At 61.9% G+C, this 20,634-nt stretch carries 18 protein-coding genes; 13 read left to right on the top strand and 5 right to left on the bottom strand.

Annotated elements, in window-relative coordinates; translation table 11 throughout:
• The first annotated feature begins 7 nt into the window (after positions 1-7).
• Entirely contained in the window at positions 8-3,619 is a 3,612-nt protein-coding gene (metH, locus tag ACXIQ9_RS00745; RefSeq protein ID WP_459014981.1) for a methionine synthase, read from the top strand.
• Between the two features lie 25 nt (positions 3,620-3,644).
• On the top strand, positions 3,645-3,917 hold the full coding sequence (locus ACXIQ9_RS00750; RefSeq protein WP_296415056.1) for a small RNA NsiR4-regulated ssr1528 family protein: 273 nt from the start codon (positions 3,645-3,647) through the stop codon (positions 3,915-3,917).
• A 1-nt stretch (position 3,918) separates the two neighbouring features.
• Here the strand turns inward: ACXIQ9_RS00750 and ACXIQ9_RS00755 are convergent, their stop codons facing one another.
• Entirely contained in the window at positions 3,919-4,146 is a 228-nt protein-coding gene (locus ACXIQ9_RS00755; protein ID WP_010317004.1) for a hypothetical protein, read from the bottom strand.
• A gap of 128 nt (positions 4,147-4,274) precedes the next feature.
• On the opposite strand from ACXIQ9_RS00755, the gene ACXIQ9_RS00760 reads away from it, so the two are divergent.
• From ACXIQ9_RS00760 to ACXIQ9_RS00780, 5 genes are read left to right on the top strand one after another with little or no spacing between them, the layout of a single operon-like run.
• Positions 4,275-4,655 (top strand): DUF2237 family protein, encoded by a 381-nt coding sequence (locus ACXIQ9_RS00760; protein ID WP_029626305.1) that lies wholly within the window; start codon positions 4,275-4,277, stop codon positions 4,653-4,655.
• Complete coding sequence (locus tag ACXIQ9_RS00765) at positions 4,652-5,572, top strand: NAD(P)H-dependent glycerol-3-phosphate dehydrogenase (protein ID WP_459014984.1); 921 nt, start codon at positions 4,652-4,654, stop codon at positions 5,570-5,572. The genes ACXIQ9_RS00760 and ACXIQ9_RS00765 overlap by 4 nt, the downstream gene beginning before the upstream one ends.
• A gap of 6 nt (positions 5,573-5,578) precedes the next feature.
• Positions 5,579-6,475 carry a PhzF family phenazine biosynthesis protein gene (locus tag ACXIQ9_RS00770; protein ID WP_459014986.1) on the top strand — a complete coding sequence of 299 codons (897 nt, stop codon included), beginning with the start codon at positions 5,579-5,581 and terminating at the stop codon, positions 6,473-6,475.
• Between the two features lie 36 nt (positions 6,476-6,511).
• The gene (locus ACXIQ9_RS00775) at positions 6,512-7,351 is read left to right on the top strand and encodes an ATP adenylyltransferase family protein (protein ID WP_424173973.1); all 840 of its coding nucleotides are present in this window, start codon (positions 6,512-6,514) and stop codon (positions 7,349-7,351) included.
• Between the two features lie 60 nt (positions 7,352-7,411).
• Complete coding sequence (locus ACXIQ9_RS00780) at positions 7,412-8,095, top strand: sigma-70 family RNA polymerase sigma factor (protein ID WP_459014988.1); 684 nt, start codon at positions 7,412-7,414, stop codon at positions 8,093-8,095.
• Here the strand turns inward: ACXIQ9_RS00780 and ACXIQ9_RS00785 are convergent.
• Positions 8,040-8,222 carry a sigma factor SigF gene (locus ACXIQ9_RS00785; protein WP_459014990.1) on the bottom strand — a complete coding sequence of 61 codons (183 nt, stop codon included), beginning with the start codon at positions 8,220-8,222 and terminating at the stop codon, positions 8,040-8,042. The two genes, ACXIQ9_RS00780 and ACXIQ9_RS00785, sit on opposite strands and share 56 nt — an antisense overlap.
• A 174-nt stretch (positions 8,223-8,396) precedes the next feature.
• Here ACXIQ9_RS00785 and ACXIQ9_RS00790 point away from each other — a divergent pair, with 174 nt between their 5' ends.
• Both ACXIQ9_RS00790 and ACXIQ9_RS00795 read left to right on the top strand, forming a co-directional pair.
• The gene (locus ACXIQ9_RS00790) at positions 8,397-9,962 is read left to right on the top strand and encodes a DUF3370 family protein (protein WP_459014992.1); all 1,566 of its coding nucleotides are present in this window, start codon (positions 8,397-8,399) and stop codon (positions 9,960-9,962) included.
• Positions 9,963-9,987: 25 nt separating this feature from the next.
• Complete coding sequence (locus ACXIQ9_RS00795; RefSeq protein ID WP_459014994.1) at positions 9,988-11,052, top strand: J domain-containing protein; 1,065 nt, start codon at positions 9,988-9,990, stop codon at positions 11,050-11,052.
• A 674-nt stretch (positions 11,053-11,726) separates the two neighbouring features.
• On the opposite strand, the gene ACXIQ9_RS00800 is transcribed toward ACXIQ9_RS00795, so the two are convergent.
• The gene (locus ACXIQ9_RS00800; protein ID WP_010316991.1) at positions 11,727-12,221 is read right to left on the bottom strand and encodes an allophycocyanin subunit alpha-B; all 495 of its coding nucleotides are present in this window, start codon (positions 12,219-12,221) and stop codon (positions 11,727-11,729) included.
• Positions 12,222-12,329: 108 nt separating this feature from the next.
• Between ACXIQ9_RS00800 and rlmD the strand changes: the two genes are divergently transcribed.
• The gene (gene rlmD / locus ACXIQ9_RS00805; protein ID WP_459014997.1) at positions 12,330-13,706 is read left to right on the top strand and encodes a 23S rRNA (uracil(1939)-C(5))-methyltransferase RlmD; all 1,377 of its coding nucleotides are present in this window, start codon (positions 12,330-12,332) and stop codon (positions 13,704-13,706) included.
• Here the strand turns inward: rlmD and pheT are convergent.
• Positions 13,695-16,157 (bottom strand): phenylalanine--tRNA ligase subunit beta, encoded by a 2,463-nt coding sequence (gene pheT, locus ACXIQ9_RS00810; RefSeq protein WP_459014999.1) that lies wholly within the window; start codon positions 16,155-16,157, stop codon positions 13,695-13,697. The two genes, rlmD and pheT, sit on opposite strands and share 12 nt — an antisense overlap.
• Before the next feature lie 116 nt (positions 16,158-16,273).
• Here pheT and rpmG point away from each other — a divergent pair, with 116 nt between their 5' ends.
• The 3 genes from rpmG (at position 16,274) to ACXIQ9_RS00825 (ending at position 18,768) form a co-directional block, all read left to right on the top strand.
• Positions 16,274-16,468, top strand: a complete 195-nt coding sequence (gene rpmG / locus ACXIQ9_RS00815; RefSeq protein ID WP_010316985.1) for a 50S ribosomal protein L33 — start codon at positions 16,274-16,276, stop codon at positions 16,466-16,468.
• Positions 16,469-16,515: 47 nt separating this feature from the next.
• Positions 16,516-16,737 (top strand): 30S ribosomal protein S18, encoded by a 222-nt coding sequence (gene rpsR / locus ACXIQ9_RS00820; RefSeq protein ID WP_010316983.1) that lies wholly within the window; start codon positions 16,516-16,518, stop codon positions 16,735-16,737.
• A 237-nt stretch (positions 16,738-16,974) separates the two neighbouring features.
• Positions 16,975-18,768 carry a ribonuclease catalytic domain-containing protein gene (locus tag ACXIQ9_RS00825; RefSeq protein WP_459015002.1) on the top strand — a complete coding sequence of 598 codons (1,794 nt, stop codon included), beginning with the start codon at positions 16,975-16,977 and terminating at the stop codon, positions 18,766-18,768.
• Positions 18,769-18,771: 3 nt separating this feature from the next.
• On the opposite strand, the gene ACXIQ9_RS00830 is transcribed toward ACXIQ9_RS00825, so the two are convergent.
• A complete protein-coding gene (locus tag ACXIQ9_RS00830; RefSeq protein WP_459015004.1) occupies positions 18,772-20,583 on the bottom strand; it encodes an FAD-dependent oxidoreductase in 1,812 nt (603 codons plus the stop codon).
• Positions 20,584-20,634 lie beyond the last annotated feature (51 nt).

Raw genomic sequence — 20,634 nt, forward strand, 5'->3', positions numbered from 1 at the left:
TCGGTTGATGCTCGCCACACAACGCATCGGTTTCCTTGAACGCCTGCACAGCCCTGCGCGGCCAGTGTTGGTGTTTGACGGCGCAACAGGAACGTCGTTGCAGCAGATGGATCTGACTGCTGATGACTTCGGCGGCCTGGCCCTCGAGGGTTGCAACGAAAACCTGGTCTTCACGCGCCCGGATGCCGTCCAGGCGGTGCATCGTCAGTTTCTCGAGGCCGGCTGCGATGTGATCGAGACCGACACCTTCGGGGCGACCTCAACGGTCTTGGCCGAGTACGACATCCAAGACAAGGCCTTTGAGCTCAACAAGCGGGCCGCGGAGCTTGCCCGTGAAATGGCGGCGGCCTACTCAACGCCTGAGAAGCCCAGGTTTGTGGCCGGATCGATGGGTCCGACGACGAAGCTGCCAACCCTTGGGCACATTGGCTTCGATGAGATGCGCGACTCCTTTGCGGAGCAGGCCGAGGGCCTGATCGCAGGAGATGTCGACCTGTTCATCGTTGAAACCTGTCAGGACGTCCTGCAAATCAAGGCGGCCCTCCAGGGCATTGAACAGGCCTTTGCCAAAAAAGGTGAACGGCGTCCCCTGATGGTCAGCGTGACCATGGAGACCACCGGCACGATGCTGGTGGGCTCGGATATTGCCGCTGTCGTGGCGATCCTTGAGCCCTTTCCGATCGATGTTCTCGGCCTGAACTGCGCGACCGGCCCCGAGCAGATGAAGGAGCACGTTCGCTACCTCTCGGCCCACAGCCCCTTCGTCGTCAGCTGTATCCCCAACGCGGGATTACCCGAGAACATTGGCGGTGTGGCGCACTACCGTCTCACGCCCACCGAGATGAAGATGCAGCTGATGCACTTCGTCGAGGACCTGGGTGTCCAGGTGATCGGTGGCTGCTGCGGCACGACTCCGGCCCACATTGCGGCCCTGGCGGAGCTCGCTTCTGAACTGCAACCTGCAGAACGCAGCGTGCGTGGAAGCACTGAGCCGGACGCTGATGCTCCACGGCCAGCCCTGCAGTACGAACCCTCAGCCAGTTCGATCTACGGCGTTACCCCCTATCTGCAGGACAACTCCTTCCTGATCATTGGTGAACGGCTGAATGCCAGTGGCTCCAAGAAGGTCCGGGAGTTGCTGGCTGAAGAGGACTGGGATGGTCTGGTTTCCGTCGCCCGGGGGCAGGTCAAGGAGAACGCCCACGTTCTCGATGTCAACGTCGATTACGTCGGCCGCGATGGCGAGGCCGATATGCATGCCTTGGTGAGCCGTCTGGTCACCAACGTCAACCTTCCCTTGATGCTCGACTCCACGGAGTGGCAAAAGATGGAAGCTGGCCTGAAGGTGGCTGGTGGCAAGTGCATCCTCAACTCCACCAACTACGAAGACGGTGACGAGCGCTTTTTCAAAGTGCTGCAACTGGCGCGTGACTATGGCGCTGGTGTGGTGGTCGGCACCATTGATGAGGAGGGGATGGCCCGCAGCGCAGAGCGCAAATTCGCCATCGCACAACGCGCTTACCGGGACGCCCTGGAATACGGCATTCCAGCCCATGAAATCTTCTACGACCCTCTAGCGCTGCCCATCTCAACGGGCATCGAAGAGGACCGTGAGAACGGCCTCGCCACCGTCCAGGCGATTCGCATGATTCGCGAAAACCTCCCGGGCGTCCATGTGGTTCTCGGTGTCAGCAACGTCAGTTTCGGCCTCTCACCTGCGGCTCGCATCGTTCTGAACTCCGTCTTCCTGCACGACTGCTGTGAGGCGGGCATGGATGCAGCCATCGTGAGCCCTGCGAAAATCCTCCCCCTGATCAAGATCAGTGATGAGCACCAGCAGGTCTGCCGCGATCTGATCAATGACCGCAGGCGCTTTGAGAACGGCGTCTGCGTCTATGACCCGCTGACGGAGCTCACCACGCTGTTCGAAGGCGTGTCCACCAAGGAAGCCCGCGCCTCCGGTCCCTCCTTGGCAGACCTTCCGGTTGAGGAGCGGCTCAAGCAGCACATCATCGATGGCGAGCGCATTGGCCTTGAGGATGCCCTGCGTCTTGCGCTTGAGACCTACAAACCGCTGCACATTATCAACACCTTCCTGCTTGATGGGATGAAGGTGGTAGGTGAACTCTTCGGCTCCGGCCAAATGCAGTTGCCTTTTGTGCTTCAGAGTGCCGAGACGATGAAGTCTGCGGTGGCTTTTCTGGAGCCATTAATGGACAAGGTGGAGGGTGAGAGTTCAGCGAAAGCGAAATTCTTGATTGCCACTGTGAAAGGCGATGTCCATGACATCGGCAAGAATCTCGTTGACATCATCCTCACGAATAACGGCTACGAGGTGATCAACCTGGGCATTAAGCAGCCCGTCGAGGCCATCATTGAGGCGCAGCAGAAGCACAACGCTGATTGCATTGCCATGAGTGGGTTGTTGGTCAAGTCAACGGCCTTCATGAAGGACAACTTGGCTGCGTTCAATGAGGCAGGGATCAATGTCCCTGTAATCCTTGGTGGAGCTGCGTTGACACCTCGCTTTGTCAATAAGGACTGCCGTGAGGTTTATGCCGGTCAGGTGATTTACGGCCGAGATGCGTTTGCTGACCTGCGGTTCATGGATGCCCTCGTGACCGCCAAAGCGGATGAGCAGTGGGACAACGCCAAGGGGTTCCTGGGTGCGATTCCCGAGGGCCTTGGTCTGGACAATGCTGGCGAATCTGATGGTCACCCAGAGGGCTCTGGCGGCAAGGCAGAGGCTGAATCGACTCCCGCTGCGCTCACTCCCGTCTCAACGGAACGCTCCGAAGCCGTCCCTGAAGAGCCAGCCCTCACCCCTCCGTTCTGGGGAAGTCAGGTCCTGCGGGAAGACGCGATCGACATCGAATCTGTCTTCGCCTACCTGGATCGCAATGCCCTCTTCGCCGGGCAGTGGCAACTGCGCAAGGCCCAAGGACAGTCCCGCGAGGACTATGAGGCCATGCTCGCTGAGAAGGCTGAGCCGGTCCTTGCCCACTGGAAGCAGCGCTGCATCGATGAGGCCCTGCTGAGCCCTCGGGTGGCCTACGGCTACTACCCCTGTGGCCGTGATGGAAATGCCCTTGTGGTGTTTAACCCTGAGCAACACGACCAGGAGCTCGGACGCTTTGAGCTGCCGCGCCAGCGATCAGGCAACCGCTACTGCATCGCCGATTTCTATCGCGACCTCGCCCCCGGGGCCACAGACGTGCTGCCGATGCAGGCGGTGACCATGGGTGAGCGGGCCACCGAATTCGCCCAGGAGCTCTTCAAGGGCGATCAGTACAGCGACTACCTGTACTTCCATGGACTTGGCGTTCAAATGGCAGAGGCCTTGGCCGAATGGGTCCATGCCCGCATTCGCAGCGAGCTGGGCTATCCGGACCCCGCAGACATGCCCCTGCGCGATGTCTTAGCTCAGCGCTATCGCGGCAGTCGCTACTCCTTTGGTTATCCCGCCTGCCCCAACGTCCCGGATTCCCGTCAACAGCTCACCTGGCTGGGTACGGATCGCATTGGGTTGAGCATGGACGAGAGCGACCAACTGGAGCCCGAGCAGAGCACCACAGCTCTGGTCGCCCTGCACAGCCAGGCTCGCTATTTCTCCGCTTAGGGTCAGGGCCCCTCACCCTTGACCGATGGCCATTGCCGGACCTGGCGGCGTCGATGCTGCAATCGCCTCAGGCATTGATCTCGATGGAAGCCCGATCCCTCAGGAGATGCTGGCCCTCTACAACGAGGTGATGGATCTGGAGAGTCAACGGGCCCGCAGCGGCGTCAAAAAATCAATGCGGAACCGTGTGGTGAAAACCGGCTCGAAGCACTTTGACCAACAGACCCTCGATGCACGCCTCAAGGCGGCTGGCTGGGATGGCCTGAAGGACAAAGAGGTCGCCTTCTTCTACGGCTGACTCAGCCGCAGAGATTTTCCATGGTGTCGATCACTTCCTGTTGGAACTCCTCGAGGTCAGAGGAGTCCGATAGATCGACACCTTCTCCAGCCGCGTTCTGAGCTAACTCCTGGAAGTGGAATGCGCCCTCGCCGTTGGCCAAGAACTCAATGGCAGAGCTCTCGCCGCTCTCCTTGAAGGCATCGCAAAGGGCCAGGAAGGCGCCGTCTTCGGTGAAGTCCCAGCTCATGTAGGGGGGTTGGCTGAATGACCTTTAACGCCTTACCCCCCGATCCCGTCAACCTCCCCGGCGGTTTTGTTCCACTCCTTCGTCAGAATTGACGTCATTCACCGGCTGAAACCGGGCACAACCCAACGATGAACGCAGCTGAGACCACGTCCCTCAACGTTCTTGGAGAACCGTTGCAGGAGTGTGGATGTGACCCGATGACTGGCTGGTTTCGCGACGGCAGCTGCCGCACCAACGCAGCGGATTTGGGGCGTCACAGCGTCTGTTGCGTCGTCAATGAACAATTCCTCAGCTACTCGAAGGCTCAGGGGAATGATTTGACGACCCCGATGCCCGCCTATGGCTTCCCCGGGCTCAAACCCGGTGACCACTGGTGCGTCTGTGCAGCCCGTTGGCTAGAGGCCTACCAAGACGGCATGGCCCCACCCGTCCGCCTCGCAGCTTGTGAGGACTCCAGCCTGGACGTGATTCCCCTCGAGCTGCTTCAGGCCCACGCGGCGGACCAGTGACCGCCCTCAGCATCGGTGTCCTGGGCCTTGGGGCTTGGGGGCAGACCCTTTCTGATTTGTTCAGCCGCCAGGGGCACCAGATCAAGGTTTGGAGCCGCCGCAGCGGAGGGTCCCCTCTCGAAGCCATACGTGCTGTCGATTTGGTGCTGGTGGCCGTCTCCCTTGCAGGGAGCAAGCAGCTGGCCACAGACCTAGCTGGGTACTGGGACCTGCGAGTGCCGCTGCTGAGCTGTAGCAAGGGGCTCGACCCCGAGACCCAGCTCACCGCAAGTCAGATCTGGCAGGCCGCTAATCCCGAGCTCAACCCTCTGGTGCTGAGTGGTCCCAACCTTGCGACTGAATTGGCCCAGGGCTGCCCGGCGGCGAGTGTTTTGGCCGGGGTGGAGCTCGGTCGGGTTCAGCAGCTGCAGCGGCAGCTCAGCTCCGATCAGCTGCGGCTTTATGCCAGTGCCGATCCGCTTGGAGTGGAACTCGCGGGTGCGCTTAAAAACGTGATGGCGATCGCGGCTGGTATCTGCGATGGCCTGAAGCTCGGAGCCAACGCCAAGGCCTCGTTGCTCTGCCGGGGGATGGCGGAGATGGGACTGGTGATTCAGAACCTGGGGGGAGAGCAGGGCAGCCTCTACGGGTTGGCGGGTCTGGGTGATCTCTTGGCAACATCGAACAGCCCCCTCAGCCGGAACTACCGCTTTGGTTTGGCCCTGGCGGGAGGGGCCAGTGCCAGCGAAGCCCAAGCCAGCGTTGGCGCCACTGTCGAGGGATTCAAGACTGCTCAGGCTGTTGCGGCACTGGGCGAGCGCCACGGCTGGTCCCTACCGATCTGCCAGCAGGTGGTGCGTACGGCAGACGGCCGAAGTAGCCCCCAAGAGGCGGTTCATGCCTTAATGCAGCGGTCCCTTCGCGATGAGCAGGCCTAGCGCTGGATGCCTGAGCTTCCTTCCGATCCAACGGCGCGGCGGGCTCTGCTGATCGAGGCGTTTGCTGATGGTCCCCTGTGCGGCAACGGCGCAGCGGTGGTGGAACTGCAGGAGGCGGCCAGCCCAGAGTGGATGCAGGCCCTGGCGGGCAGTTTGAAGCAATCTGAGACGGCCTTTCTTTGGCTGAACCCGAGGCAGCAGTGGTGCATTCGCTGGTTCACACCAACCTGTGAAGTGCCCCTCTGCGGGCATGCAACGTTGGCCGCAACCCTGGCCCTGCAGCACTGGAACCTGTTTCCAGTAGGAGACGAGCTCCGCCTGGCGAGCCGAAGCGGTGGCTTAGCGGTTCGCGTTGATCCGCAGGTGAGGGGAGCTGCCTCCCTGGTGCTGCCCAGCGAACCCCTCATCCATGAGCAGGCACCGAGCTATCTGAGGCAGGTTCTGGACAGCGACGTCTTGGGCTACTGGCGCTCGAACTTGGGCTATCGCGTCGTACTCGTGGACGGCGCGCTGATCCTGCGGGAGCTCCGGGGGGTGAGTGAGCGCCTCGAAGGGGCTGATCGTCAAGGTCTGGTGGTGATGCAGGCCGGGAGCTCCGCTGAGCTCTTTGGCCAGACCTGCGACTACCAGCTGCGCTTCTTTGCCCCAGGCCTCGGCATTGAGGAGGATCCGGTAACAGGTTCAGCCCATGCCCTCGTCGCCCCCTGGTGGGCCGATGCGCTCGGCAAGTCCACCCTGCACGGCTGGCAGCCCTCGGCCCGCTGCGGCGGGATGCGCTGTGAGCTCCAGGAGGGTTACCGCGTGCGCCTTAGTGGTCTGGGCCATGTCCTCTGGTCAGGCTCAGTCGCAGCTGGCCCTCCAGGGCATGTTCCAGGCGACTGGAGCGTCTGCAGTCAGGACTGAGTGGCGCTTTAATCAGATCTGGCCTTGGTCAAGGAGATGGGCGTTCTGGGGCGCTACGGCACAGCAGCGCTGCGCTGCAGCGACGTGGCTGAAGCCAACGGTGCGCTGATCCCCCTGGATACCGCTTTGGAAGGCCTTGCGCGCTGCGAGCCATTCGTCATTCGCCGACTGGAATCGGCCACACCGAAACATCTGCGCCGGGAGGGGCCCAAGCCAAATCCCTTTCTTCCCTGGGATCAGCGCCTGGAGGTGGAACGACTCGGAAGCAGCCACCTGTTGCTGCTGAACAAGTTTCCCGTTCAACGGGGCCACCTGCTCTTGATCACGCAGCAGTGGAGGCCGCAGGCCGGCTGGCTTGAGCCTGCCGACTGGATGCAACTCGCGGCCGTGGATGCCTGCACCAGTGGTCTTTGGTTTTTCAATAGTTGCCCCGAAGCCGGGGCGAGCCAGCCCCATCGCCACCTGCAGCTGCTGCCGCGGGAGCCGTCTGAGGTCTGTTGTCCCCTCGACAGCGCTATCCGGGCCCAACTGGCTGGATTGGAGGATCCCTGGCCCTGGCGCTATCGCGTGAGTCACCGGACCGCACCGGCTGGGGCTGAAGCGGCGGCGGAACTCGAGCGCCTCTACCTCGAGCAAACGGAGAGCTTGGGTCTTGGGCAACCGTCGATGTCCGAGCACCCAGGAGCTCCCTACAACGTGCTGATCAGCCCCGACTGGTTCATGACCGTGGCCCGCACCAGGGAGCACGCGGCGGGGTTCAGCGTGAATGCCCTTGGTTTTGCTGGCTACCTACTGCTCACGAACGGCTCCGATCGGGATTGGCTCGAGCGCCATGGTCCTTTGGAGCTGCTGCGAACGGTGGCTCAACCTCGGTGAATTCACCGACGACGCGGGGGACGGGTCAAGGTTTTGCTGAAGCAAGCACACCTTGTTTCCATGCCCACCACGCGGGAGCAGGCCGCAGAAGTTAAGCGGCATCGCGGTCTTGTCCTCGGAACAGCACGGCACTACGCCCAGCGCTGCAGGGAACCCGTCGACGATTTGATCCAGGCTGGCTGGGTCGGTTTCCTCAGGGCCTCAGCGCGGTTTCAGCCAGGACCTGACCGCAGCCTTGGTGCCTATGCCAAGCCCTTTGTCCGCGGCGCAATCCTTCGGCACCTCAGAGACAACAGCCGGCTGGTGCGCTTGCCCCGATCTGTTCAGGATCGGTTAGCGCAGTTGAACAAGATTGAGGCCGCTACTGGCAACCAAGCAACAGTGGGCTTGGGCCGCCGACTGGGCTGGAGTGAGACAGCCTTGCGGGTCCTGCAGCAGGCCGAACAGCTAGAGAGGCTCGATTGGCTTGACCCTGAGCGCTGTGAGGGGATTGCAGCCATGGACGACGAGACCGACCCGTTGCTGCCACGGGGAATGGCGCAGTCCTGGTTGGCGTCGATCCAGCAACGCCACAGTCAGGTTGTGGAGCTTGTGGTCTTGGAGGGCTACAGCCTGCGCCGGACCGCTGGTCTGCTGGGGATCAGCTCCGCAACGGTCCGGCGCAGGCTTCACGCTGGACTGGAGGAGCTCAGGACTCGGTGGAATCCTGCATTTGGCGCTCGAGGGTGCTCAGGGCCGCATTGATCGCCGCCAGCTGACGCTCCAGACCGTCGCGCCAGAAGGTCAACATCTGATGCTTGCGCTCTTGGTGACGGCGACGCATCTGGGCCGGAGAACCCGCATCAGCGCAAGCAAAGAACGGAGGAATCATGGAGAATGCTTGAGTTCAATCGTTCTAGCCAGCAGCAGTGGTTTGCCGCGACAGGCGGCAGGAGCATCAGCCTCTGTGTTGATTTCGATCAGCCGGAGATAAAAGAATTCGGAGCAGCAACGCACCCCACCGCCAATCATTCGCACGTTGAGAGCAGTTGGTCCCATAGGTCTGATGAGACCCCTCGCAATTGCTCTCGTTGGCGGCGTGTTGATCGCCCCTATCCCGGCTCAAGCCGATGTGGCCTTGATGGCCGGCCAGCAGGCCCGGCCGCTGCAGGGTGTGTTCAACACCGTTCCGGTCCTGCACTCCAACCAACCGGAGGAGGTGCATGGACCAGGCATCCTGGTGACGACAACACCCGGACAGACCATTGCGGCGGAGACGGGACAACCCCTTGCCAACGCCACCTACACCTTTAACGGTGAGTTCGGCCTTCACGTTCACCACAAGTACTACCCGAATGACAAGAGCCGCATGGGTAGCGGTGGTGGACGCCGCGGTGAACTCACCCTGGCCACCCTGCTGATCAACCCCAGCAGTCAGCCCGTTCACATTCGCTTTGAGAAAGGGGCTGTCCGCAACAGCTTTGAAGCGCCCTACCAATCCGACAATCTGATGGGCGTGAAGCCTCTCGGCCATCGCCCATGGAACACCGGGCCAGGGGACGCGACAGCCGTGCAAATGCTGCGCGGCAAGCTGGACCGGAGACTGGCCGATGAGATCACCATCCCAGCCCGCAGCAGGATTGTTCTCTTCAGCAGTCAACTCCCAGCCAAGGGCATTGCCAACGGACTACTGAAGGGGCGAAGCGATGGACCGTTCCAGATGGCGGTGGTGGCCGCCGAGGATCCCCAGTCCGATGCAGATCTGATCGCTGTCCTGGATCAACGGCGTTTGGCACCAGGTCGGGTTTACCTCAGCCGGATTCGCCAAATTGAAAACGGCACGGTCTTCTCACGGGTGGCGGGCGTCGCCATTGGCGACGAATACACCGCAAGCGTGTCCCATGACCTCCAGCAAGGTGCACTGCACGTGCCCCTCACCAGCACCAACCGCCACCATTTCGGCACCGGGGAAGTTCAGATCAATCCCCTGGTCACCCGAATGGTTGATTCCTCGTTAAACAACGTCGGGACCTACGGGGTGCGCTTTGACGTCACCATGAATCTCACGGGCACAGGCCCCCACAAGTTGGTGCTCAGCCATCCCACGATCAATGGCCGAGGCAAATTCACCGCCTTCCGCGGCTCAATCCGCATCGAAACATCCGATGGATACCAAGAGGTCCACGTCGGGATGAAGTCCGGCGACAGCCTCCCCATTGCCGACCTTTATCTACGGCCGGGTCAGAGCAATCCCGTCAAGGTCAGCCTGGTCTATCCAGCGGATGCAACCCCTGGGCACCTGCTGAGCGTGGTTTCGGACCAGCAATTGGCCAATCTCAAACAACGGGAGACGATGACTGCGGTCGCTGCTGCCGCCACAAAACAAAGCCCACCCAAGGTTCCCGTAGCGGCGATCAAGTCACCAGTCTTTGAGCCTGTGACGATCAGGCCGGTCGCGCCACCGGTCGTCGCTCCCCCGCAATGGGTTGAGCCCCCACCGGCACTTCCCAATCTGGAGGGCGTTTCTGCCGCAGTGATCAACCCAACACGCATGAGTGAGAGCTTGATGCTCCGCTATCAGCAGGCTGTCGAGGCCCAACAAAAGATGATGAACTCCCTGTTGGGTCGATAACCTCAACAACAGTTCCCGAACCTGAGTGAGCCAGCGAGAGACCGACAAACGGCGGATCTCGCTGGAACTCAGCGAGGAGCTTTTGGACTGGATCGACGGGCTGAAAGGTCAGCTCGGCTTGCGCAGCCGCGGCGCCACGGTTGAACGCCTACTTCAGGAAGTCAGGGGAGCCCAGGACGAGGACGCAGACCAGGACGACTCCTCGCAATCGCAGCCTCACAAGACTCCGGAGGGGGAGGAACGGGACTCACTCGAGGTTGAAGAAGAGCAGAGACCCATTCCCCTCGACGAAGACCTTTCAATTGTTCTCGTGCACTCAGACCTGGTCGCACAGCGGGACCAGAGCCGTGTCTCATCCGAGAGTAGTGAGGTTTTGCGGGAGGGGTCCCCGGAGCCTCCTGCCGCCACAGGCGGCATTCAGCTTCCCGGCTTCGTGCGCAAGCAAGCCAAGCGCGTCAAGCAAACCCTCGACGCGCCTCCCCGCGCGGCAACGCCTGACGCCACGTTGGCCCTGATCCACCGGCTTGAACTGGAACAAGCCATGCACCAGGTCGCCTCGCACTGGAGCGAGGTCTACGGCCAAGCGCCAACGGAGGCTGCGCTGGAAGCGGCCATGGTCTGGCTCGGCCGGGATATCTGGCCGCAATCGGGGGACAGCGACGGACGTCCCTTCGGCTGGAACCTGGTTCAACAGGTGATGTTCTCCTATGCGCCCGAGTGGGAGGAGGGGAGCCCGACCCTTGAGCGCGTGATCGTTGCTGCGGGAATCCTGGAGGACCCCTTTGGTGGATCAACGCTGGCCGCACGTGTTCCGAGCTTGATCACACGCTTCGTCCAGCGTCACCGAAGCCGCAGCAAGCGAAGCACCTCCTTTGATGCCATCGACAACAGCATGACGGTTCACAGCGCCCTGAAGATGCTCCAGCTCGCTACGGTCGCCGATCGCCCCTACAGCCTGCGGGAGATCAGGGAGGCCTACCGCACCCAAGCCGTCAGCCATCACCCAGATGCCGGTGGATCAGCTGATGCGATGCGTCGCCTCAACGAGGCCTACCAGTTCCTCAAGGAGCGCTATCGCGACGTTGCCTAATCAAAGGTTGCAGACGAGACTCGTCGCCGGTCCCGGGATGCGACGATTCTCAGACGCTAAAGCAGTGTGGACCAGTTCTTTATAGATAGGCATTTGTCGTTGTTTTGGTTGCACGAGGCAATGCATTGACAGCCTGCACAAGGCCGAGCATTCAGGCGATGTCCTCGCATCTCACCAGCACTGTCCAATACTCTGGACAACGCTCAAGAATTCAGTTCAGGCCTGCTTTTCCAAAGACGCGTACCTGCTGTAGACACAGGTACGCGCCTGATTCCTTCTGGGTATCGGCTCATTTCCGGTGACTTCCGGCAAAACTAACTCGATCGTCTCCTATTGGTCCTACTGAGGGTCCAGGCCTGGAAGGCCACTGCGACCCACGAGAAGAGCTTCGGCAAATGTCTGCGCAAGTCCAGCCGGAGGCATTCGGGGAGTGTTTCAGTCGGTACGCCTGAGACGCAGTTCAGGTCTTGGAATGAGGAGATGATGGGACTGACAATCTCGCGCTGTTTCTCGCCCTTTCGGTCATGAAGAGAATCAGTCTCAGGCAGCCCAATAGACCAGCGCGCCGAGACTATGCACGCGTCTCATCCAGGACAAGAGCGACATATCTAATCCTGTGAGTGAGCATGAAAAAAGCCGGCGTGTGCCGGCCGATGACTCAAGAGGGATAAAGCTCAGCAGGGGGTCTGCATTCCTTGAATCAAGAAATCGAAGTAAGGAGCGGCGACGGCAGCATCCTCTTGGCTGAGCAGCACCAGAGCGGCTTCCTTCATGCAACGCATGGATTCGACCATGCCGGGCATCGGAACACCGAGGCTGTTGTACATCTCACGAGCACCCTCGAGGCCAATCTTCTGAATCAGCTCGGTGCTGCCAGCCAGGACGCCGTAGGTGACCAGACGCAGGTACCAGCCGAAGTCGCGCAGGCACTGGGCCCGTTGCTTAGAGCCGTAGGCGTTGCCGCCAGGTGCGACGTATTCGGGCTTACGGCTGAAGAGCTGCTTCGAGGCTTCGTCAACGATCTTCTTTTCGTTGTCGGTCAGGATCCGGACAACGGAAAGGCGATTAGAGCCGGTGGAGAGGAACTCCACCATGGAGCGCAGCTCACCGCCGGTGGGATAGCGGAGCTGATCGTCTGCCTGAAGGATCAGATCGCGTACGACGCTCATCGAAACCACCATTGACCCAGCCACTGTATCCAGGACAAGCGCTGAAAAGCCCCGCTCTGAGCAGGTGTTTACGCACCGATAGGGTCAAAGAAGGACGGCAAGCGGGTGATGGCAGCAAGCAAGGTGCAGTTGGGCTCAACCATCGAGGTCCTGGTGACAGGGCTGGGCCATGAGGGCCAGGGCGTGGGCCGCTGGATGGAAACCGCTGTGTTTATCCCCGGGGCACTGCCTGGTGAAACGGTTCAAGCCCGTGTGCGCCGTTGTGCCAAGCGGCATCTGGAGGCTGATCTGCTGGAGGTCAGTCAGGCGAGTCCCGACCGGCAAAAGCCGCCCTGCATCCTCGCGGAGCGCTGTGGTGGCTGCAGCCTCCAGCACTGTTCCAGTGCGATGCAGCTGGAGTTGAAACGGGACCTGGTTCAGCAGAGCCTCAGCCGGCTGGCCAAATTGGAGACCAGCGTTGAGCCGGTTTGGGGCTGTGAGCAGGGCTTTGGATACCGAAATCGCGCCCTCATCCCACTGGAGCGAGCGGAGGACGGCCGCTTGAGGGCGGGCTACTACAGACGCGGCAGCCACAAGATCGTCAATCTCAATCACTGCCCGGTCCTTGATCCAAGGATCGATGCCTTGATTGAGCCGATCAAGAAGGATTTGGAGAAGACCGGCTGGCCCGTTGATGTGAACCTCAGCGCCAAAGGCGGGCTGCGTCATCTGGCCCTACGCGTGGGATCGGCAACGGGGGAAATCCTGATCACGCTGGTGAGCAGCCACCGGCAACTCAAGGGACTTGAGTCCCTTGCCCAACGCTGGATGGAGCGATGGCCGGAGGTCGTCGGGGTCGGGCTCAACGTTCAGCCGAAGGCCTCCAACGTCGTAATGGGTCCAGAGACTGACCTGATCGCTGGACGCGCCTGGTTACTTGAAATCTTTGATGGCATTGAGCTGCGCATCGCAGCTGACACCTTCTTTCAAGTCAACACAGCCCAAGCGCAGCGGCTGGTTGAGCCACTGCGGGATTTCTTTGCTGCAGGGAAGAGCGCAACGGTGATCGACGCCTACAGCGGAATCGGGACCTACAGCCTGCCCTTGGCACGCTCTGGCCTGAAGGTTCTGGGCCTTGAGGTGCATCCCTTGTCGGTCAGCCAAGCCACGGCCAATGCCGAACGCAACGGGATCACGACCGCCTTTTTTGAACAGGCTGACGTGGCCGCGGTGCTGGCCGAGCGGTTGAAGATGACCGGATCCCTCCTGGTGGATCCGCCCCGCAAGGGACTGAGTGCCGAAGCGCTCGGCGCCATCCTTGATGGCACTCCAGATCGGTTGGCCTACATCAGCTGCAATCCCTCGACCCTGGCGAGGGATTTACAGCAACTCTGTGGTGAAGAAGGCGGCTACCGCCTTGAGACGGTTCAACCCGTTGATTTCTTCCCTCAGACGAGCCACGTCGAGACCCTGGCCCTACTGACCCACAGCGGTTCAGCCGCGTAGCTGGGCACCGAACTGCTTTTCGAGGGCCGCACGGATTTTCTCGTGCGCCTCGTCGACCTCGGTGTCCTTGAGCGTGCGCTTGGGATCCCGATAGCGCAAGCGGAACGCCTGGCTGCAGGAGTCTTGCGCGACCTGCTCCCCGTCGTAGCGGTCCACCAGTTCAGCCTGCTCCAGGAGGGGCTTGCCCGCCTTGCGGATCGCATTCAACAGCTGAGCGCTGGCGGTGTCCGTTGGGACCACAAGGGCGAGATCGCGCTCGGAGGCGGGCACCGTGGCAAAGGGGGCAAAGCTGGGTTGCCAGCGATTGCGCCGGGTCGCCGCACTCAACAGCGCGCCAACCTCCAATTTGAAGAGATAAGTGGTGGCCGGTAGATCGAACTGCTCCGCAAGGGCCGGATGGATCTGACCGAAATACCCCAGTGGCCGCCCTTCAACCACGATCTGGGCTGCACGACCGGGATGGAGCAGCGGATGATCACTCAACCGCCTGTCCTCCAAGGGCAGCTTCAGGGCGGCGAGTGCTGATTGGAGAACACCACGGGCACTGAAGTAATCAGGCGCTTGGGGCTTGCCGCTTTGGCTCCAGAGCTCGGCCTGACGGGAACCACAGATCACACCAGCGAGGTGTTGGCTTTGCGGTGAACCCTGGGCCTTGGCATCAAACACATTGCCAATCTCGAAGGCCCAAAAACCGCCACGACCAGCCTTCAGATTGCGCTGCGCCGCCGAAAGCAGGTCATCGACCAGGCTGTCGCGCAGGTGGCTGTAGTCGGCCAACAACGGATTGGCGAGGGCGACGCGGCGGCTGGGATCAGCCCCCGGACGGTCGACCTCTGCAGGGCCAAGGGACAGGCTGCAGACCTCCTGGAGCCCAGCGCTAGCCAAGAGTCGGCGCAGCTGGCGCTCGGCCTCCTGCAGCGGGGTCAGCCCCCCCGGGGCAATGGGGTCCGGCAGGTGACTGGCGAAACGGTCGTAGCCCACCAAGCGGGCAACCTCCTCAATTAGATCCACCTCCCGTTGCAGGTCCATGGCCCGGGCAGGCGGAACCTGCACCAACCAACCCTCCTCGCCGGCCTGAAGGCTGCAGCCCAGGGCCTCGAGGATCCGCTCGATCTCTGCATCCTCTAGATCGATCTCCTCGCCATCGGCCGTGACCACAGGACCGAGGAGGTTATGCAATGCGTCGCGGCGTAGCTCGAGTGGCGGCTTGGCTCCCTCGGCACGTTGATGCAGCCAGCGACCGTCCAGTTGGGCCCCGCAGATCTCCTGCAGCAAGGCCACGGCGCGGTCGGCGGCAGACAGGGTGACTTCGAGCGGCAGGCCCTTTTCAAAGCGACTGCTGGCGTCGGTCCGCAGCCCCAAGCTGCGGGCGCTCTTGCGGACGGTCTGGGGAGCAAACATCGCCGCCTCGAGCCAGATCGATGTGGTCTTCTGCTGAACAGCCGACGCGTCACCTCCCATGACACCGGCCAGGGCAATCGCGTGGTCCGCGTAGCTCACGACCCAGGCGTCTTCACTGAGGCTGTGGTCGCTGCCATCGAGGGTCGTAAAGGCTTCGCCATGGCGGCCAGCGCGGAGATCGATCGCCGCCGGGTCGAGGCGGCCTTCGCTCAATTGGGCCAGTCGATCTGCATCAAAGGCATGCAGGGGCTGTCCCTGCTCCAGCATCACCAGGTTGGTGATGTCCACGACGTTGTTGATCGGCCGGAGACCAGCACGCTCGAGTCGGCTCTGGAGCCAACGGGGCGAGGGGCCGACCTTGAGGCCCGAGAGGGCGGTCAGACTGAACAGGCCGCCATCTTCGATGCGGTCTTGAACATCGGCACCCACAGGCAGTGCCTCGGAGCTGACCACCGGTGCTGCGGAGGGCAGGTTGAGGGTTGCCCCAGTCAGTGCAGCCACCTCGCGGGCGATGCCGAGCATCGAGAGACCATCGGGGCGGTTGGCGGTAATCGCCAACTCGAAGACCTGATCGTCGAGACCAAAGAGGGGGCCAACCGGGCTGCCGATGGCCGGAACGGACTCAAGGGCCTCCTCGAGAACAACAATTCCGTCCGAGCTATCGGCCAACCCGAGCTCTGAGAGCGAGCAGATCATTCCGCTGCTGGCGACCCCGCGCAGCTCTGCGGGCTTGATCTTTAAATCGACGGCCGGCAGGTAGGCCCCCACGGTGGCGACGGCGACGTGAATGCCGGCGCGCACATTTTTGGCTCCACAGACGATCTGTAGCGGAGCTTCAGCGCCGACTGAGACCGTGCAGACGCTCAGCTTGTTGGCGTCCGGGTGGGGTTCCCGCTGCTCAACAAAACCAACCACCACCCCTGCTGCACGGGCGGCCAGATCGGTGATCTCCTCCACCTCGAAGCCGGCAATCGAGAGCTTCTCAGCGAGAACGTCCGGTGCCAGATCGCAGGCCACCAGCTCCCGGAGCCATTGGAGCGAGACCTGCATCTGACACGGGCAAACAGAGCGTCGACTTTAAAGAGGCAAGACACCAGGCCAGGTCAGGCGACAAGGTATGGTTGTCCACTGTCCAATCGCATCGCACAAGCGGCGCAACGTCCTTTATGGCTAAGAACAAGGGCGTCCGGATCGTGATCACTCTCGAGTGCACGGAATGCCGGTCCAACCCCGCCAAGCGGTCCCCTGGCGTGTCTCGTTACACCAGCCAGAAGAACCGCCGCAACACCACTGAACGGATTGAACTCAAGAAGTTCTGCCCGCACTGCAACAAGTCGACGGTCCACAAAGAGATCAAGTGATCTCGGCGGCGTGATCTCCGCGTTCTGCATTTCTCCTCCGTTCAGTCATGCCTAGTTCCTTCTTCAAGAAACGCCTTTCACCGATTAAGCCCGGTGAACCGATCGACTACAAGGATGTCGATCTGCTCAAGAAGTTCATCACCGAGCGCGGCAAAATCCTGCCCCGTCGCCTGACTGGCCTCACCGCCAAGCAGCAGCGCGATCTGACCAACGCGGTCAAGCGCGCTCGGATTGTGGCTCTCCTGCCCTTCGTGAATCCCGAGGGCTGATCCCTGAGCGTTGCGGTCTTCCACAGCGGCGATCTCGTCGGTCTGCAGGAGTCCCGCTCACCTCAACTTGCCATCGTTGAATCCATCCAGGGCAGCAAAGCGCGGCTCAAGGTTGGATTTGACTCCAAGCAACAGGTTGTCCCGCAAAGACACCTTGAGCTCATCTGCCCCCTGCCCAGTGGTGCGTCAGCGCCGCAGCGGCTGGGGGCTTCTCCATGGGCCCTCAACCACGACCGAGTGGCAGCGGCCAAACCACGCCCCTCCGCTTGGGGGGCTGCATGGCTCCTGCTGAAGGACTCCGGCGAAGCCGTGAGCTTGCAGGAGTTTTGCGATCTGCTCTATGGCAACACTGAGCCGCTCCAGTTGAGTGCCTGTTGGCTGGCCCTAGTGGGTGGTCAGCAGTGGTTCCGTTGGAAACAAGGTCATGTTCAGGCCCGCACCCTGGAGGAGCTGAAGCCACTGCGTCGCGAACGACGTCTCAAGGCGATTGCAGAAGAGGAAGAACGGCGCTGGCTTCAACTGCTGAAGAGGCGCCAACCAACAACAGCAGATCAGTGCAGCGCCCTGCACCTGCAGTGGCTCGAGCTGCTGAAGGAGACGGCCAGTGGACGCCGTGAGTTGTCTGAGCTCCCGGATGGGTTACGTCAGAGCCTGTCGCTGCTGCATCTGACGCAAGAGCGCTCCCAACTGCGTCATCTATTGGTGGACTTGGGTCAATGGGACCCCCACCAGCTCCTCTCCCTGGCCGGGACGGTCTGGAGTGAAGGGTTTTCAGAGTCGCTTGTCCTGGAAGCGCAACGACTAGAGGTAGAGGCTGAGCAGGCGCAGCCAAGCGACCCGACTCGGGTCGACCTCTGCCAGCAACGCTGCGTGACGATCGACGATGAGGACACCCGCGACATCGATGACGGTCTGGCAATCGAGACAACTGCCGCTGGCCGGACAAGGATCTGGATCCATGTGGCCGATCCAGGGCGATTGATTCCAGCTGGCTCGCCCCTCGACCTAGAGGCGCGCAAGCGGGCCAGCAGCCTCTACCTGGCCCAGGGCAATGTGCCGATGTTTCCGGACAATCTCTCCACCGGGGTCTTCAGCCTGCGGGCCGGACGCCGCACGGCGGCCTGGAGCACCTGGGCCGAGCTGAACGAGGACGGATCCCTGGCGGACTACGGCATGGTGCGCAGCTGGGTCAAGCCGATCTATCGACTCAGTTATGACGATGCCGATGAGCTGATCGAACTGGCCCCACCGCAGGACAGCGATCTTGCTGATCTGGAAGGCCTGCTGAATGCCAGGCGGCGCTGGCGACTCTCACAAGGGGCACTGCAAATGGATCTGCCTGAAGGCCGGATTCGAGCCCGGGAGGGACTGGCCCAGCTCGAGGTCACCGAACCGACCAACTCGCGCCAGATGGTGGCCGAAGCGATGATCCTTGCCGGTGCCGTCGCTGCTCAGCTCGGACAGGACAGGGGAATCGCCCTTCCTTATCGCAGTCAGCTGCCCGCTGAACTCCCAGGACAAGCGGAATTGGACGCCCTTCCAGACGGAGCCGTTCGATTCGCCGCGATCAAGCGCTGCTTGAGTCGCGGCTTGATGGGCACCAAGCCAGCGGCCCATTTCAGCCTCGGGCTTCCGGCCTATGTGCAGGCCACGTCACCGATCCGGCGCTATGGCGATCTGCTCGTTCAGCGCCAGTTGGCCGCGGAGGAGCCGCTCTCGGAAGACGCCCTGCAGGAGCTGGTGAACGCGGTCGATGCCGCCATCCGCGAGGGAATCGCTATTTCCCGAGAAGACCAGCGGCATTGGCAGCAGGTTTGGTTTGAAGGACAGAAGGGCCAGCAGTGGCGAGCTCAGTTTCTGCGCTGGCTACGGCCACAGGACAATCTTGGCCTGGTTCGCATCGATGAGCTGGCGATGGATCTGGCTGCGGAATGCCCAAGCCACGCAACCCCGGGGGACGCCTTGCTGCTGCGCATCCAATCGGTCGACTCTCTTCAGGATCAGCTGAGACTCGTGGCGTCGGCCAGTTAAGACCTAGGGCGAGACAGCCGAGACTCTGAGCCAAGGCCCCCAGGGGTTGAAGCAGCCCAGCAGTTCCACCTGCCTGGGGCCATCGAGTTGTTCAAGCCACTGATCGACGCAGGGTTCAAGCGTGATCACAGACCAGCGACTGCGGCCCGACGTTGCTTCTGCCAAATCAACGGCATAGGAACCATCCCCCATGGGACGAATCGTTCCTTGGACGTGCACACGAGCTCGATCAATGGCCGATGGAGCCGGTTGGGCGGCGCCAGAGCTGGCTCCCTGCCATGAGCCAGATCCACTTAACCGTCCTGGTTCTTGAAGAACGGCGCGCTGACGCGCAGCCCAATCGGGATGGTTGAAGGGGGTGTCCCAGAGGGGAATGACCCCGGCTGGCGCAACGGGGTCGGCAATCAGGCGCTCCTGAATGTCAATCACCGGGAGGTCAGAGGGAACGCCACCGCGTTCAAAGGCAAGGGCGGCAGCCGCACCCGCGGCCTGACCAATGTTGAAAATCACCGGCTGCAGGCGCGTGGCACCGTTTGCCATATGGGAGCTGCTGAAGGCCTTGTCGGCGGCCAGAAGATTGTCGAGATCGGCACTCAGGAGGGCCGCGTAGGGCACACAAAACGGCGTGCCGCTCCAGCGCCCACCCCAGCGGCAGCTCTTGGCAGCCAGGGGCCAGTCATCCCCTGGGTAGTGGTGGTCATTGGCGTAATTGCCAACGGCAATGGAACTGATCTGTCCCTCTTGATTGCGGGGCAGAGTTGAAATCGAGCGGCCCGATCGTTCGGGAAGGAGATCCTGCTCAATGACGGTGCTGCGGCCCACCATTCGCCGCCCTTCTCGCCAGTACGGCATGGCCGCCAAGGCAGGGTCAGGACTGCCTGAATCCTGCGGAAAGGCATCGCCCAAGCTGAGCCAACCGGAGCAGAGCTCCATCAACTCCGCCGCAAAGCTGCGGCTATGGGCCTGCATCTCTCGCTCCAGCTCCGCTTCGGCGTCCGCCTGGTTGCTGAAGGCACGGTCCAAACCCTGATGCCAGTCATTGCCTTGCAAAGGCCAGTTCAGCATCACCAGGCCCCCAGGCAACCGCCCATAGGTGAGCGTGCGTTCCAGCCCAAACGCTTGGCAGGCCTGCTCAAACGGAGCGGGCAGTAGCGGCTTCTCCGGTAAGGCCTGGGCTGGCTTTTCCCCATGCAGTTGTCCCATCACCACCCAGGTGGGGGACTGCACCGGCTGCCGTTCAAAGAACGACTCCGTGGCGAGTCGTTCTGCACTGGGGGCGCTGGGTTCACCCCAGAGCTCCTGGGGTTCCCAGCCCAAGCGATAGGGGAGATCCAAGAAGGGCAGGAGGTCGCCCCGGTCACTGCCATCAATCAGGACGCTGCAGGCCAGCTGTTGCCGCTGCCCTTCACGTTCAATCTCGATGGAGCGCACCAGCCGCTCGGAACGGTTCACCGCCAGACAACGGCAACACGACAGCCAGGTCAGGTTGGGGAGCTCCTGCACCCACTGCTGCAGCAGGGCCTCGGCCTGGATCGGGCGAAAGCCAAAACAGCTGACCCAGTTCTGGTCCAGACCCTCTGGCTCCCGTTCCGCCATTCCCCGTAGAAAGGCCCCCCAGAGGCCGGATTGCCAGGGACTCAGCTCGTTCCCATCAGGGCAACAGACCCCGGCAGCACTGACCATTCCCCCCAGCCAAGAACCAGGCGTGAGCAGAACGGTCGGAGCGCCGGCGCGGGCCGCTTGGATCGCCGCAGCCACTCCACCGGTTCCACCTCCCCACACCACCACCGGGGCGGAATCAATGCGGGCTGGCATGCCTGGATGGAGGAGTCAGCCCCAGGCTCGCAGCTGAAGGCACGATCGGGA

Source organism: Synechococcus sp. LTW-G, from assembly GCF_054459035.1.